The 13,894-nt window shown below is 74.9% G+C and carries 10 protein-coding genes and 1 pseudogene; 6 read left to right on the plus strand and 5 right to left on the minus strand.

From position 1 onward, the window contains the following. The first annotated feature begins 46 nt into the window (after nt 1–46). Nucleotides 47–1,015, plus strand: a complete 969-nt coding sequence (locus Sdagh_RS34265) for an aldo/keto reductase (protein ID WP_190076464.1) — start codon at nt 47–49, stop codon at nt 1,013–1,015. A gap of 9 nt (nt 1,016–1,024) precedes the next feature. On the opposite strand, the gene Sdagh_RS34270 is transcribed toward Sdagh_RS34265, so the two are convergent. Together Sdagh_RS34270 and Sdagh_RS34275 are read right to left on the minus strand one after the other, a co-directional pair. Next, nucleotides 1,025–1,708 (minus strand): DUF4232 domain-containing protein, encoded by a 684-nt coding sequence (locus tag Sdagh_RS34270; RefSeq protein WP_190076465.1) that lies wholly within the window; start codon nt 1,706–1,708, stop codon nt 1,025–1,027. A gap of 102 nt (nt 1,709–1,810) precedes the next feature. Further along, complete coding sequence (locus Sdagh_RS34275; RefSeq protein WP_189414115.1) at nt 1,811–4,204, minus strand: SpoIIE family protein phosphatase; 2,394 nt, start codon at nt 4,202–4,204, stop codon at nt 1,811–1,813. Between the two features lie 261 nt (nt 4,205–4,465). On the opposite strand from Sdagh_RS34275, the gene Sdagh_RS34280 reads away from it, so the two are divergent. The 5 genes and pseudogenes from Sdagh_RS34280 to Sdagh_RS34300 form a co-directional block, all read left to right on the plus strand. After that, on the plus strand, nt 4,466–7,555 hold the full coding sequence (locus Sdagh_RS34280) for a glycoside hydrolase family 2 TIM barrel-domain containing protein (protein WP_190076466.1): 3,090 nt from the start codon (nt 4,466–4,468) through the stop codon (nt 7,553–7,555). Nucleotides 7,556–7,711: 156 nt separating this feature from the next. After that, nucleotides 7,712–9,955, plus strand: coding sequence for a glycoside hydrolase family 9 protein (locus Sdagh_RS34285; RefSeq protein ID WP_189414117.1), 2,244 nt, complete (start codon nt 7,712–7,714; stop codon nt 9,953–9,955). A gap of 82 nt (nt 9,956–10,037) precedes the next feature. Beyond that, on the plus strand, nt 10,038–10,283 hold the full coding sequence (locus Sdagh_RS34290) for a hypothetical protein (protein WP_189414118.1): 246 nt from the start codon (nt 10,038–10,040) through the stop codon (nt 10,281–10,283). A gap of 3 nt (nt 10,284–10,286) precedes the next feature. After that, on the plus strand, nt 10,287–10,670 hold the full coding sequence (locus Sdagh_RS34295) for a toxin Doc (protein WP_189414119.1): 384 nt from the start codon (nt 10,287–10,289) through the stop codon (nt 10,668–10,670). A 264-nt stretch (nt 10,671–10,934) separates the two neighbouring features. Continuing rightward, nucleotides 10,935–11,438: pseudogene (locus tag Sdagh_RS34300) on the plus strand (ricin-type beta-trefoil lectin domain protein); the annotation flags it as partial. Between the two features lie 317 nt (nt 11,439–11,755). Here Sdagh_RS34300 and Sdagh_RS34305 read toward each other — a convergent pair. The 3 genes from Sdagh_RS34305 to Sdagh_RS34315 all read right to left on the minus strand — a co-directional run bounded on the left by Sdagh_RS34305 (nt 11,756) and on the right by Sdagh_RS34315 (nt 13,873). Further along, on the minus strand, nt 11,756–12,925 hold the full coding sequence (locus tag Sdagh_RS34305) for a lactate 2-monooxygenase (protein WP_189414120.1): 1,170 nt from the start codon (nt 12,923–12,925) through the stop codon (nt 11,756–11,758). A gap of 116 nt (nt 12,926–13,041) precedes the next feature. Then, nucleotides 13,042–13,239, minus strand: coding sequence for a CDGSH iron-sulfur domain-containing protein (locus tag Sdagh_RS34310; RefSeq protein ID WP_189414121.1), 198 nt, complete (start codon nt 13,237–13,239; stop codon nt 13,042–13,044). Beyond that, nucleotides 13,220–13,873, minus strand: a complete 654-nt coding sequence (locus Sdagh_RS34315) for a HemK2/MTQ2 family protein methyltransferase (protein WP_226536143.1) — start codon at nt 13,871–13,873, stop codon at nt 13,220–13,222. The genes Sdagh_RS34310 and Sdagh_RS34315 overlap by 20 nt, the downstream gene beginning before the upstream one ends. Between the last annotated feature and the right edge of the window lie 21 nt (nt 13,874–13,894).

Consider the following 13,894-nt stretch of genomic DNA (forward strand, 5'->3'; position numbering starts at 1 on the left):
GGCTCGTCGCGGAAGATCACTCGTCCTGAAGGCGGGAGCAGCAACGATGCAGTACGTGAAGCTCGGTTCGACGGGCCTGGACGTCTCACGGATCTGTCTGGGGTGCATGACCTACGGCGTGCCCGGCCGGGGCCCGCACCAGTGGACCCTCGACGAGGACGCCTCCCGCCCCCTGATCCGGCAGGCCCTCGAAGCGGGCATCACCTTCTTCGACACGGCCAACGTCTACTCCGACGGCACCAGCGAGGAGATCGTCGGCCGGGCCCTGGCCGACTACGCCCGCCGCGACGAGATCGTCCTCGCCACCAAGGTGCAGGGCCGGATGCGGCCCGGCCCCAACGGCGGCGGCCTGTCCCGCAAGGCGATCATGACCGAGATCGACCACAGCCTGCGGCGGCTGGGCACCGACCACGTGGACCTCTACCAGATCCACCGCTGGGACCCGCACACGCCGATCGAGGAGACCATGGAGGCCCTGCACGACCTGGTCAAGGCGGGCAAGGTGCGCTATATCGGGGCGAGTTCCATGTACGCCTGGCAGTTCGCCAAGGCGCAGTACACCGCCGAGCGGCACGGCTGGACCCGGTTCGTCTCCATGCAGAACCACTACAACCTCATCTACCGCGAGGAGGAGCGGGAGATGCTGCCGCTCTGCGCGGACCAGGGCGTCGGCGTCCTCCCCTGGAGCCCGCTGGCCCGTGGCCGGCTCACCCGGGACTGGGGGACCAGCACCGCCCGCAGCGAGACCGACCGGTTCGGCGGCACCCTCTACCAGGAGGGCGACCGCGCCGTCGTCGAGGCCGTCACCCGGATCGCCGCCGAACGCGGCGTGCCCCGCGCCCAGGTGGCGCTGGCCTGGCTCCTCGGCCGCTCCACGGTGACCGCGCCGATCGTCGGGGCGGGCCGGCCCGGGCACATCGAGGACGCGGTGGCGGCGGTCGCCCTGGAGCTGACCGACAAGGAGACCGAGGAACTGGAGCGGCCCTACACCCCGCACCCGGTCTCCGGTCACTGAACCCGCGGCTCAGGGGCCGGTGCCGGGGGAGAGGACGGTCAGCGAGACCGCCGACTCGTTGCCGCCCACCGGCACCTCGCCGCCCTGCCACGGCACCTCCAGGGCGGCCCGCTCGTCCGGCGGGGTGACCAGCAGCGCCGCCGGCTCGGCCGCGCGCGCCCCGCTGACCTGCGGAGCGGCGAAGGACAGCGCCGCCCAGGCGCTGCGGCCCGGGGCCAGCGACACGGTCCGCGGCGAGGCGGTCTCGCGCACCGGGTCCGGGCCGAGCTGCCGGCCGGCGCCGTCCACGAAGGCGGCGCCCGGATAGCCGTACAGGGTGCAGGTGCGGGCGGAGGTGTTGGTCAGCACCACCGGCACGTTCCGCTGGCCGGCCCCCGCGTCGACGCGGCCCACGGACGCCCGCAGGTCGGCGGTCCGGCAGCGGCCGTCGGTGCGCCCGGACGCCGACGCGGACCCGGCCGTGTCACCGGGCACGGCGCCGGAGGGCGACCGGCTCGGCTGCCGGTCGCCCGGTGCGGCGCCGGTCGCCGAGGCGGTGGCGGAGCCGGGCGGAGCCGTCTCCCGCGCCGTCGCCGTCGCCGTCGGGGAGGAGACCGGGGCCGCCGTACCGCCGCCGCCTGCGCCGCAGGCGGTCAGGGCGCCGAGCAGCGCGACCGCGCAGCCGAGCAGTGCCGTCCGGTGGGTGTTCGCCATGGCCGCCTCATCTCCTGGGGGTTCGTCACGACCGGACCCGGGTTCGTGGGGTACGTCCCCTCTGTCCGGATGTCCCGTCGCGAGGCCGCGGAAACCAGGCGGTCACTCCCCGTCCAGCAGCGCCAGCTCCGCCCAGATCGTCTTGCCCTCGGCGGTGTGCCGGCTGCCCCAGCGCTGGGTGAGCTGGGCGACCAGCAGCAGTCCGCGCCCGCCCTCGTCCCAGGTCTTGGCCCGGCGCAGGTGCGGCGCGGTGTGGCTGGTGTCGGAGACCTCGCAGATCAGCGTGGTCGCGTCATGGATCAGCCGCAGCCGGATCGGCGGGGCGCCGTAGCGGATGGCGTTGGTGACCAGCTCGCTCACCACGAGCTCGGCCGTGAACGACGCCTCCGTCAGGGACCAGGCGGCGAGCTGCTCCAGGACCTGCTTGCGGACCCGGGCGACCAGCGCCGGGTCGGGGGGGACGTCCCAGGTCGCCACCCGGGACGGCGGCAGCCCCCGGGCGCGGGCCAGCAGCAGCGCCACGTCGTCGGCGGCGCCGCCCGCCGGGAGCAGGCTGCGCAGCACCCGGTCGCAGGTCTTGTCCAGCGAGGCGGAAGCGGAGCGGCCGGCCGGGTGCGCGAGGGTCTCGCAGAGCAGGGCGCGGCCCGCGTCGCCGTCGCGCTCCCGGCTCTCGATGAGCCCGTCGGTGTAGAAGGCCAGCACCGTGCCCTCGCGCAGCTCCAGCTCGGCCGACTCGAACGGCAGCCCGCCCACGCCCAGCGGCGGTCCCGAGGGCAGCGACACCTGGTAGGGCCGTCCCTCCGGCGGGACCAGGACGGGCGGCGGATGTCCGGCGCGGGCCAGCGTGCAGCGCCGGGAGACCGGGTCGTACACCGCGTACAGACAGGTGGCGCCGACCTCGCCGGTGCCGTCGCCGCCGGCTTCGTCGGACAGCCTGACGACCAGGTCGTCCAGGTGGGTCAGGAGTTCGTCGGGGGCCAGGTCGATGTCGGCCAGGGTGCGTACGGCGGTGCGCAGCCGGCCCATGGTGGCGGACGCCTGGATGCCGTGGCCGACCACGTCGCCGACGACCATGGCGACCCGCATCCCGGACAGCGGGATGACGTCGAACCAGTCGCCGCCGACCCCGGCGCGGGCCGCCGGCAGATACCGGGAGGCGGCCTCCACCGCGGCGGTGGGCGGCAGATGGCGGGGGAGCAGGCTGCGCTGGAGGGTCAGCGTGGTCTCCCGCTCCCGGGAGTAGCGGCGGGCGTTGTCGATGCAGACGGCGGCCCGCGCGGTGACCTCCTCGGCCAGCAGCACGTCGTCGTGGGTGAACGGCTCGGGGCGCCGGTAGCGGGCGAAGACCGCCACCCCGAGGGTGGTGCCCCGGGCCTGGAGGGGGACGGACAGCGTGGAGTGGATGCCGTACTCCTTCAGCCGCTGGACGCGGTCGGCGTCCCAGTACTGCCACGCCTCGGTGTGCCCGGAGGGCACCGCGGTCACGATCGCCCGTCCGGTGAGCAGGGACTCGGCCTGCGGGGAACCGGCCGGGTAGTCCTCCAGCCGGCCCGGTTCGCCCACCGCCTCCGGACAGCCCGGGGTGATCGACACATGGGCGGCCCGGCGCAGGGTGACCGGCGGGCCGGGCGGGCCGGGCTGCTCGGTCCCGTGGTCCCACGGGTCGCGCAGGTCGACGCTGACGAAGTCGGCGAGGGCCGGGACGCAGACCCGGGCCAGTTCCTGGGCGGTGCGCGTGACGTCGAGGGTGGTGCCGATGCGCACGCTGGCCTCGTTGACGAGTTGCAGCCGTTCCCGGGCGAGGTGCTGCTCGGTGAAGTCGTGGACGCTCACGCAGGCTCCGCGGACCCGGCCGTCGGGGCCGGTCAGCCGGGCGACGCGGGCCAGCCAGGCGTGGTCGTGGTTCTCACCGGCGACCCGCTGGAAGGTCTCCACCTCCTGCTGCTCCCCGGTGACCAGCACCCGCCGCAGGTTCCTCTCGTACTTGGCGTACTCCGGGTGGCTGTCGATGTCGGTGAGCCGCAGGCCGAGCAGGTCCTCGGGCGGCAGCAGCATCAGCCGGGCCATGGCGTCGTTGACGCCGTAGAGCCGCAGCTGGTCGTCGAAGATCAGCATCGCGCAGGGTGACTGGAGCAGCGCCATGTTGACCAGCGGGTCGTCCGCCGCGTCCGGGCGGTCCGCCAGCGCCGCGGCGGCCAGCCACTCGCCCGGTCCGCCGTCCGTCCGGCGGCGGTGGGCGAGCACCCGGGCGGTCACGGTGTGACCGTCGCGGTGCCGCAGGTCGAGGGTGCCGAGCCAACGGCTCCGGCCGGGCCCCGGGGGCGGCGGGCCGTGGCCGCCGGCGGCCAGCAGCCCGGCCGCGGGCCGGCCCACCACCTGGGCCGCCGGGTGGCCGAGCAGTCGGCGCGCCCCCTCGTTCCAGTGCAGAACCACGCCGGTGTCGTCGATGACTGCCCGCGCCGTGGCGGCATCGTCGTACGGGTTGACCGGGCTCATCGTCGCCACTCCATCGCGCACACTCACAGTGAACGGTGTGTCACTTGGGGCACAGCGTAGTGCGTCCGGGGGGTTCAGCGGACCGGAACTCCGTCGCCACCGGAGCCGGTGGGCGCACGAGGCGTTCGACGGGCGCACCGGGTGCGGCGCGTGCGGCAGAAGTGCGCCTCCGCCCCCTTGACGGGCCGGTGTGACGCGTTAACAGAATCTGTTTGTTCACGATCACTTGTGAGTAGTTCTGGGCCCTGATGAGGGAGAGCCATGACAGTCACACGCAGAGCGGTCCTGATCGCCTCCGCGGCCACGCCGGCGGCCGGGACCCTGCTGGGCGCCCCGGCGGCATGGGCGGCGGAAGAGAAGGAAGGTTTCTCCGGCCGCCGGACCGTCGCCCTGCGGGACGGCTGGCGCTTCACCCTGGCCGACCCCGTGGGCGCCGCCGAGCCGGACGAGGTCCCCGCGGCCCCGGGCTACGACGACTCCGCCTGGCGCGAGGTCGCGGTGCCGCACGACTGGAGCATCGAACAGGCGCCCACCACCGAGCACGGCACCACCAGCGGTACCGGCTTCCTGCCGGGCGGCCTCGGCTGGTACCGCCTCGCCTTCACGCTGCCGGCCGCGCTCGCGGGCAAGCGGATCTCGGTGGAGTTCGACGGCGTCTACATGGACGCCCACCTCTGGTGCAACGGCACGCGGATCGGCCGCCACCCGTACGGGTACACGGGCTTCGCCCTCGACCTGACCGGCCTGGTGCACACCGACGGCCGGACGGAGAACGTCCTCGCGGTCCGGGTCCGCAACCGGCTGCCCAGCAGCCGCTGGTACTCCGGCAGCGGCATCTACCGCGAGGCCCGCCTGGTCGTCACCGAGCCGGTGCACGTCCGGCGCTGGGGCACGTACGTCACCACCCCGGAGGTCTCCGACGAGCGGGCCGTCGTCCGGGCGGCGACCACGGTCGTCAACGCCTCCGGCGCCCCGGCCGAGGTCGAGATCCGCACGGCCGTCCGGGACCCCGACGGCCGCACCGTGGCCCGCGCCTCGACGACGGTCACCGTGGGCGCCGACGACCGCACCGAGACCCAGGAACTGACCGTCGCCCGCCCCCGCCGCTGGGACTTCGCCACCCCCGACCGCCACACGCTCCGCACCGAACTGCGCGTCGGCGGCCGGACGGTGGACACCTACGACACCGTCTTCGGCATCCGCACCGTACGGATCGACCCGGCGGAGGGCTTCCACCTCAACGGCGTCCACGCCAAGCTCAAGGGCGTCGACCTCCACCACGACCTCGGCGCGCTCGGCGCCGCCGTCAGCGCCGACGCGGTCCGCCGCCAGCTGGAGATCATGAAGTCGATGGGCGTCAACGCCCTGCGCACCTCGCACAATCCGCCCGACCCCGCGGTGCTCGCCGTCTGCGAGGAACTAGGCATCGTCACGCTGGTCGAGGCGTTCGACTGCTGGCGGACCGGCAAGAACCGGTACGACTACGGCCGGTTCTTCGACGAGTGGTGCGAGCGGGACGCCACCGAGATGGTGCTCGCCGCCCGCAACTCGCCCGCCGTGGTGATGTGGTCGATCGGCAACGAGGTCCCCGACTCCACCTCCACCGCCGGCCTCGCCATGGCCGACCGGATCATCGGCGCCGTCAAGGCCGCCGACGCCACCCGCCCGCTGGTGATCGGCTCCGACAAGTACCGCTCCCTGCCCGCGAAGGGCTCGGCCGCCGACCTGATGCTGGCCAGGCTCGACGGGCTCGGGCTCAACTACAACACCGCGAAGTCGGTGGACGCGCTGCACGCCGCCTACCCCCACCTCTTCCTCTTCGAGTCGGAGTCGTCCTCGGAGACCTCCACCCGCGGCACGTACCAGGAGCCCGAGCACCTCAACACCGGCGAGAACCACACCCCCGGCCGGCGGGCGACCTCCTCCTACGACAACAACCTCGCCTCCTGGACCATGAGCGGCGAGTACGGCCACAAGAAGGACCGGGACCGCAAGTGGTTCGCGGGGCAGTTCCTGTGGTCGGGCATCGACTACATCGGCGAGCCGACGCCGTACGACGTCTTCCCGGTGAAGGCGTCCTTCTTCGGCGCCGTCGACACCGCGGGCTTCCCCAAGGACATGTACCACCTGTTCCGCAGCCAGTGGACGGACGAGCCGATGGTCCACCTGCTGCCGATGACCTGGAACCACGCGGCGGGCGACACGGTCGAGGTGTGGGCGTACGCGAACGTCGACACCGTCGAACTGTTCCTCAACGGCACCTCGCTGGGCACCCGGCGGTTCGACACCAAGACCACCGTCGACGGCCGGACCTACCTGGAGACCACCGAGGCCACCGGCGACGACAAGACCGTCGCCGGCGGCCCGTACCCCGGCAGTTACACCAGCCCCAACGGCAGCGCGGGCAAGCTCCACCTGACCTGGCGGGTGCCGTACGCGCCGGGCGAGCTGAGGGCCGTGGCCCGGCGGGACGGCAAGACGGTCGCCACCGACGTGCTGCGCACCGCCGGGGAGCCGTACGCGATCCGGCTGACGCCCGACCGGAAGTCCGTCGCCGCGGACGGCCGTGCCCTGGTCTTCGTCACCGCCGACGTCGTCGACGCGCGCGGCACGGTGGTGCCCGGCGCCGAGCACCTGATCACCTTCGACGTGCGCGGCGGCTCCATAGCCGGCCTGGACAACGGCCGCCAGGAGAGCGCCGAGCCCTACCGGGCGAGCACCCGTACCGCCTTCCACGGCAAGGCCCTCGCCATCGTCCGGGCCGGCACCCGCGCCGGGACGCTGGAGGTGACCGCGCGGGCGCGGGGACTGCGCGCCGGTACCGCCGTGGTGCGCGCCGATCGGGCCGCCGACCGGGCCACCACGCCCGCGCCCGGGTTCGGCCCCGAGCAGCCGGCGCCGGTGCCCGCCCCGCACGCGGACGCCAGCTACTCCGGCCGTCCGGACACCCTGCCGGCCGCCGTCCTCGACGACGATCCCGCGACCGGCTGGTCCAACGGCTTCGAAAAGGCGGCCACCGCGCTGCTGCCCGCCTTCGGCGGCGCCCGCGCCGAGGACTGGATCTCGGTCGACTACGGGCGCACCCGCCGCTTCGACCGCGTCGAGGTCTCCTTCACCACCGACGCCGCCCACACCCTGCCCGCCGCCGTCCGCGCCGAGGTGTGGAACGGCCGGGCCTGGCGGCCGGTGGAGGGCGCCCGCACCGACTGGGCCACCGCCTCCGACCGGCCCACCGTCCTCACCTTCGACGCGGTGCGCGGCTCCCGCCTCCGCCTCACCCTGACCAGCGCCCACCCGGGCGAGGCCAGGGGCGCGGTCCGGATCAGCCGGCTGGAGGCACCGGCCGCCTGACCCGGCGCGTGCCGGACGGGACGGCCAACACGTCCCGTCCGGACCGTTGACGGACTGTCATGTCTGCAACAAGCATGGCCTGCGTCCGTACTTGGGAGCGCTCCCACGCCCTGCGTGCCGGAAGCGCCGCCCGCATCTCCGCCGAGGAGCCCAGACGTGAAACGACGCAGAACCGCGCTGGCCGCCCTGACCGCGCTGCTGGCCGCGGGCCTCACCGCGCTGCCCGCGGCCCCGGCCGGCGCCGAGGAGACCGAGCAGGTCAGGAACGGCACCTTCGACGACGGCACCGCACCCTGGTGGACGACCGGCAACCTCACCGCCGCCGTGGACGACGGCAGGCTCTGCGCCGACGTCCCCGGCGGCACCGCGAACCGCTGGGACGCGATCATCGGCCAGAACGACATCCCGCTGGTGGCGGGGGAGACGTACCGGTTCTCCTTCAGCGCGAGCGGCACGCCCGCCGGGCACCCGGTCCGGGCCCTGGTCGGGCTGGCGGTGGAGCCGTACGACGCCTACTACGAGGTCAGTCCGCAGCCGAGCGTCTCCGGCGACCGCTACTCCTACACCTTCACCGCGCCCACCGGCACCGCCCAGGGCCAGGTCGCCTTCCAGGTCGGCGGGAGCGCCGAGCCCTGGCGGATCTGCCTGGACGACGTCTCCCTGCTGGGCGGGGCGCAGCCGGAGCCGTACGAGCCCGACACCGGGCCGCGGGTCCGCGTCAACCAGGTCGCCTACCTGCCGTCCGGGCCGAAGAACGCCACCCTCGTCACCGACGCGACCACCGCGCTGCCCTGGCAGCTCAAGGACGCCGGCGGCACCGTGGTCGCCCGCGGGACCAGCGTGCCGCGTGGCGTGGACGCCTCCTCCGGGCAGAACGTCCACTCCATCGACTTCGGGCGGTACGACAGGCGCGCCACCGGACTCACCCTGGTCGCCGACGGCGAGACCAGCCGCCCCTTCGACATCGGCACGGACGCCTACCGGCGGCTGCGCACCGACGCCGTGAAGTACTACTACACCCAGCGCAGCGGCATCGCGATCCGCGACGACCTGCGCCCCGGCTACGCCCGCCCCGCCGGGCACGTGGGCGTGGCGCCCAACCAGGGTGACACCGACGTGCCCTGCCGGCCGGGCGTCTGCGACTACCGGCTCGACGTCTCCGGCGGCTGGTACGACGCCGGCGACCACGGCAAGTACGTCGTCAACGGCGGCATCTCGGTCTGGGAGCTGCTGAGCACCTACGAGCGGTCCCTGCGGGCGCGGGGCGGCACGCCCGCCGCCTTCGGGGACGGCACACTGGAGATACCCGAGAGCGGGAACAAGGTGCCCGACCTGCTCGACGAGGTCCGCTGGGAGCTGGAGTTCCTGCTGCGGATGCAGGTGCCGGCCGGGCAGCCGCTGGCCGGGATGGCCCACCACAAGATCCACGACGAGAACTGGACGGGGCTGCCGCTGCTGCCCAGCGCCGACCCGCAGAAGCGCGAACTGCACCCGCCGACCACCGCCGCCACCCTCAACCTCGCCGCGGCCGCCGCCCAGGCCGCCCGCCTCTACGCCCCCTACGACCGGGCCTTCGCCGCACGGGCGCTGACGGCCGCCCGCGCCGCCTGGGCGGCGGCGCTCGCCCACCCCGACGTGTACGCCGACGAGAACGACGGCATCGGCGGCGGCGCCTACCCCGACCGCGAGATCCAGGACGAGTTCTACTGGGCGGCGGCCGAGCTGTACCTCACCACCGGTGAGAAGACCTACCGCGACCACGTGCTCGCCTCCCCGGTGCACACCGCCGACCTCTTCGGCCCGCTCGGCTTCGACTGGGCGCGCACCGGCGCCGCGGCCCGCCTCGACCTCGCCACCGTGCCCAGTCGGCTGCCCGGCCGGGACGCCGTCCGCCGCTCCGTCGTCCGGGGCGCCGACCGCTACCTGGCCACGCTGACCGCCCACCCGTACGGCCTGCCGTACGCCCCGGAGAACAACGTCTACGACTGGGGCTCCAGCCACCAGGTCCTCAACAACGCGGTCGTGCTGGCCACCGCGTACGACCTCACCGGCGCCCGGAAGTACCGCGACGGGGCGGTGCAGAGCATGGACTACATCCTCGGCCGCAACGCCCTGAACATCTCGTACGTCACCGGCTACGGCGAGGTCAACGCCCACCGCCAGCACAGCCGCTGGTACGCCCGCCAGCTCGACCCGGCGCTGCCCGACCCGCCGGCCGGCACGCTCTCCGGCGGACCCAACTCCAGCATCCAGGACCCCGTGGCGCAGGCGAAGCTCCAGGGCTGCGTCGGACAGTTCTGCTACCTCGACGACATCCAGTCCTGGTCGACCAACGAGACCACCGTCAACTGGAACGCCGCGCTCGCCCGCATGGCCGCCTTCGTGGCCGACCAGCGCTGACGCGGCACCCCCACGGTACCGCCCGGAACTGTCCTGACCAGCCGCTATTTACGGGTCAGTACCGGAGCGGTACCGTGGAGGCATGCCAGCCTTGAACGTGGAGTTCAGCGACCGCGAACTCGAGGACCTGCGTCAGATCGCCAAGGAGCGCGGTACGTCGATGAAGGCCCTGGTCCGGGAGGCCGCCGCCGCCGACATCGCGCGCCACCGGGCGCTCCAGGAAGGCGCGGAGGCGTTCCGCCGGTTCTTCCAGGGGCACGCCGAGGAGTTCGCCGCCGCCTTCCCGGACGACGAGCGGTCCACCGCCGGCGAGGGGCGGGCCGCCTGACCCATGGCACCCGTACCGGTCATCCACATCGATGTGCCCTGGCTGCTCCAGCGCCACGAGGAAGTGCTGCCGGACCAGCCCACCGTCAACGACTTCTCGGCGCTGGTCGCCGCCGTGGCCCGGCACCGGGTCGACCCGCCCCGCCTCGGCGTGGACTCCGACCCGGCCTGGCGGGCCGCCGCCCTGCTGCACACCCTCGCCGTGCTCAGGCCGCTGCCCTCGGCCAACGCCCGGTTCGCCTGCGCGACCGCCGTGGCGTACATGTTCGTCAGCGGCGCCGGGATCGACCCGCCCTACGGCGCCCTGGTCGACCTCGCGCGCGACCTGATGTCCGGCAAGGCGGACGTCTACGCCGCCGCCGACCGGCTGCGCTCCTGGCAGATCTGACGGTCACTCGGCCGGGCCCGTCCGGCCGCCTGACCTGACTTTCCTTCAAGGGCCGCGCGTTTCCCAAGTCCTTGTGGGCAACGGGGTTCGTGCCAGAGTGAGGCTCCCGTGGGGGAAGGAACCTCCTATCCGACGACGACCTCGGAGCACTGCTGCGGGAGCGTCCGGAGACCACGGCGGCCTGCGCCGCCGCCGCGCGGCACCGGCGGCCCGCCCACGACTACGCCGCCATCTGCCTGGCCACCCCGGCGGGGGGCCGCCGGCATGGTCACCGGCGCCGCCTTCCGCCGGGTCCTGAACGGGCTCGCGCAGGGCGACCCGGCCGGCCGCCCTGCGCCCCCGGCTGCTGGTGGCCGTGCGCGACACGGTCCGCCAGTGGGCCGCCGACGAGCGGCTCTGCGCGGCCCTGCCGGAGCTGCGCAGAGCCGGCGGGTGGCCGCGGCATGCGCGCGGCGGCCTCGCTCACCCCGGAGAACCGGACGCCGGCCGGGCGGGCCTTCGTGTCCCTCCTACGACGGCAAGGACACCGGCCCGGCCTCCTCCGCCGGCCGCGCCACCGCCGCCCCGGCGCCGGTCTCGGCCGCGGGGCCGGCCGGGCAGCCCGCCGGCACCCGGCTGCGCAACGAGGCCGCCGGGCTCTGCCTGGACGTCCCCGACGGCCCCCGGGCCGGCGCGGGCGCCCGGCCGGCCCCCTGTTCCTCCCGGTGGACCCAGCGCTGGACCCACGAGGACGACGGCCTGCTGCGCCCGGTGGCCGGCGCGGGACTCTGCCTGGACTCCCGCGCCGACGCCGGGGTCGTCGTCCTCGGCACCTGTGCCGACGAGGGCGGCGCCCGGGGCGGCGACGTGCGCTGCGCCCGTACCGGACGGGACGAGCTGGTGCCGCGCCGGGATCCGCAGCTCGCCCTCGCCCCGCTCGGCGCCGACCCCGGCGCCGACCTCGTGGTCGTCCTGCGGGACAGTTCCACCGTCCAGCGCCGGCGCACCGACCCGCCGGACGCCGGGACCCCGGGACCCCGGGAACCGGCGCCGACGACCCGGCGGCCCGGGCGGCCGGGCCGGCCGGACGCTGATCGGTACGCTGATCAGTCCCGCTGCTCGACCAGGTCGGCGGGACCGGGGGTGGCCGGGCCGGCGTGCCCGGACAGGGCGAGGGTGAGATCGAGCTCGGCGAGCAGGCAGCGGATGACGTGCTCGACCCCCGCCTGCCCGTCCAGGCCCAGCCCGTAGACGTACGGCCGGCCCAGCAGCACCGCCCGCGCGCCCAGCGCCAGCGCCTTGAACACGTCGTCGCCGCTGCGCACCCCGCTGTCGAACAGGACGGTCAGCCGGTCGCCGGCCGCCGCCGCCACGCCCGGCAGCGCGTCGGCCGCCGCGACCGACCCGGCCACCTGCCGGCCCCCGTGGTTCGACACCACCACGCCGTCCATCCCGGCGTCCGCGGCACGCCGGGCGTCGTCCGGGTGCAGGACGCCCTTCAGCACGATCGGACCGTCCCAGTTCTCCCGCAGGAACGCCAGGTCCGGCCAGGTCTTCGCGGGGTCGGAGAACATGCCGACGAAGTGCAGCACGGCGGCCTGCGGGTCCTCGTGCACCGGCTTGGCCAGGCCCGCGGTGAACGCCGGGTCGGAGAAGTAGTTGGCGGTGCCCACACCGTGCAGGAACGGCAGGTACGCCTGGTCCAGGTCGCGCGGGCGCCAGGACAGCAGCGGGGTGTCCAGGGTGACGAACAGCGCCGTGAACCCGGCCGCCCGCGCCCGGCCCAGGAAGCTGCGGGCCACCTCGCGGTCCTTGGGCCAGTACAGCTGGAACCAGCGCTCGGCGTCGCCCATCGCCTCGGCCACCTGTTCCATCGGCGTGCTCGACGCCGAGGACAGCACGAACGGCACGCCCTGCGCGGCGGCGGCGCGCGCGGCGGCCGGCTCGGCGTCCGGATGCATGATCGACAGCACCCCGACCGGGGCGAGGGCCAGCGGCGCGGGCAGGGTCCGGCCCAGCACCTCCACCGACAGGTCCCGTTCGCGCACGTCCCGCAGCATCCGCGGCACGATCCGGCGCCGGCGCAGCGCCGCCCGGTTGGCGCGGGCGGTGCTGCCGTCACCCGCGTTGCCCGCCACGTACCCGACCGGGCCGGGGCCCAGGCGCTGCTCGGTGAGCGCCTCCAGCCGGGTCAGGTCGGTGGGCAGCCGGGGCACGGCACCCGTCATGCCGTTCAGGTAGATCTCGTACTGGAAGTCGGCCCAGTGCTTCGCCATCCGCGCGTCCGCCTCTCGTGGTCACCGCCGGGGAGCTGCGGCGCCCGACGATACCCGCCGGTAAAGGAGGCGGCGGGAGGGGAGCGGTGGGAGAGAGCCTGCGGGGAAGGGGGCCGCTACCGGCGGGCGCGGTGGCTGGTGTCGCACCAGGGGAAGCGGCGGCTGCGGCGGCAGGTGCACAGGGCGACCCGGAACCGGTCGGAGGCAACCGTGGAGCCGTCCTCCAGCTCGATCTCCACCGGGCCTTCGACGAGCAGCGGCCCCTGGCGCTGGACGGTGATCCGGCGGGGGGTGTCAGACGGGGAGTTCGGCACGGACGACCACCAGTTCTTCCTCGTTGTCGGTCGCGGACAGCAGGCCCCGGCGGCGCAGCCAGGCCTCCCGGCCGCGCAGGACGGGACCGAAGGCGATCCGGCGGCGCCGGGTCACCGCGGCCTTCAGGCCGGCCGCGCGCAGGGTCCCGACGGTGCGGTCGGGATCGCTGAGCGCCGACTGCACCAGCAGCAGCACCCCGCCGGGCCGCAGCCGGGGCGGGGTCTGCCGGCAGATCCGGTCCAGCAGCAGGCGGCCGTCGTGACCGGCGTCCCAGGCCCGCGCCGCGCCCCGGGGCAGGTGGGGCCCGCCGGGCGCCGGGACGTACGGCGGGTTGGCGAGGACCAGGTCGAAGGTCTCGCCGAGCACCGGGGTGAACAGGTTCCCGTGCCGTACGCGCAGCGGCAGCCCGGCCCGCGCGGCGTTCAGCCGGGTCGTGGCCACCGCCCGCCACGACACGTCCACCGCGGTCACCCGGGCGCCGCGGCGCGCGGCGGCCAGGGCCAGTGCCCCGCTGCCGGTGCACACGTCCAGGACCGCCGCGGCGGGCGCCAGCGGTTCGTCGTCGAGGGCGTCGGCGAGCAGCGCCGTGTCTTCTTGCGGGGCGTACACACCCGGCAGCACCAGAGGACTCACGCGCCCCTAGTACCCCTCTGG

Source organism: Streptomyces daghestanicus (assembly GCF_020521275.1).
Classification (GTDB): Bacteria; Actinomycetota; Actinomycetes; order Streptomycetales; family Streptomycetaceae; genus Streptomyces; species Streptomyces griseoviridis.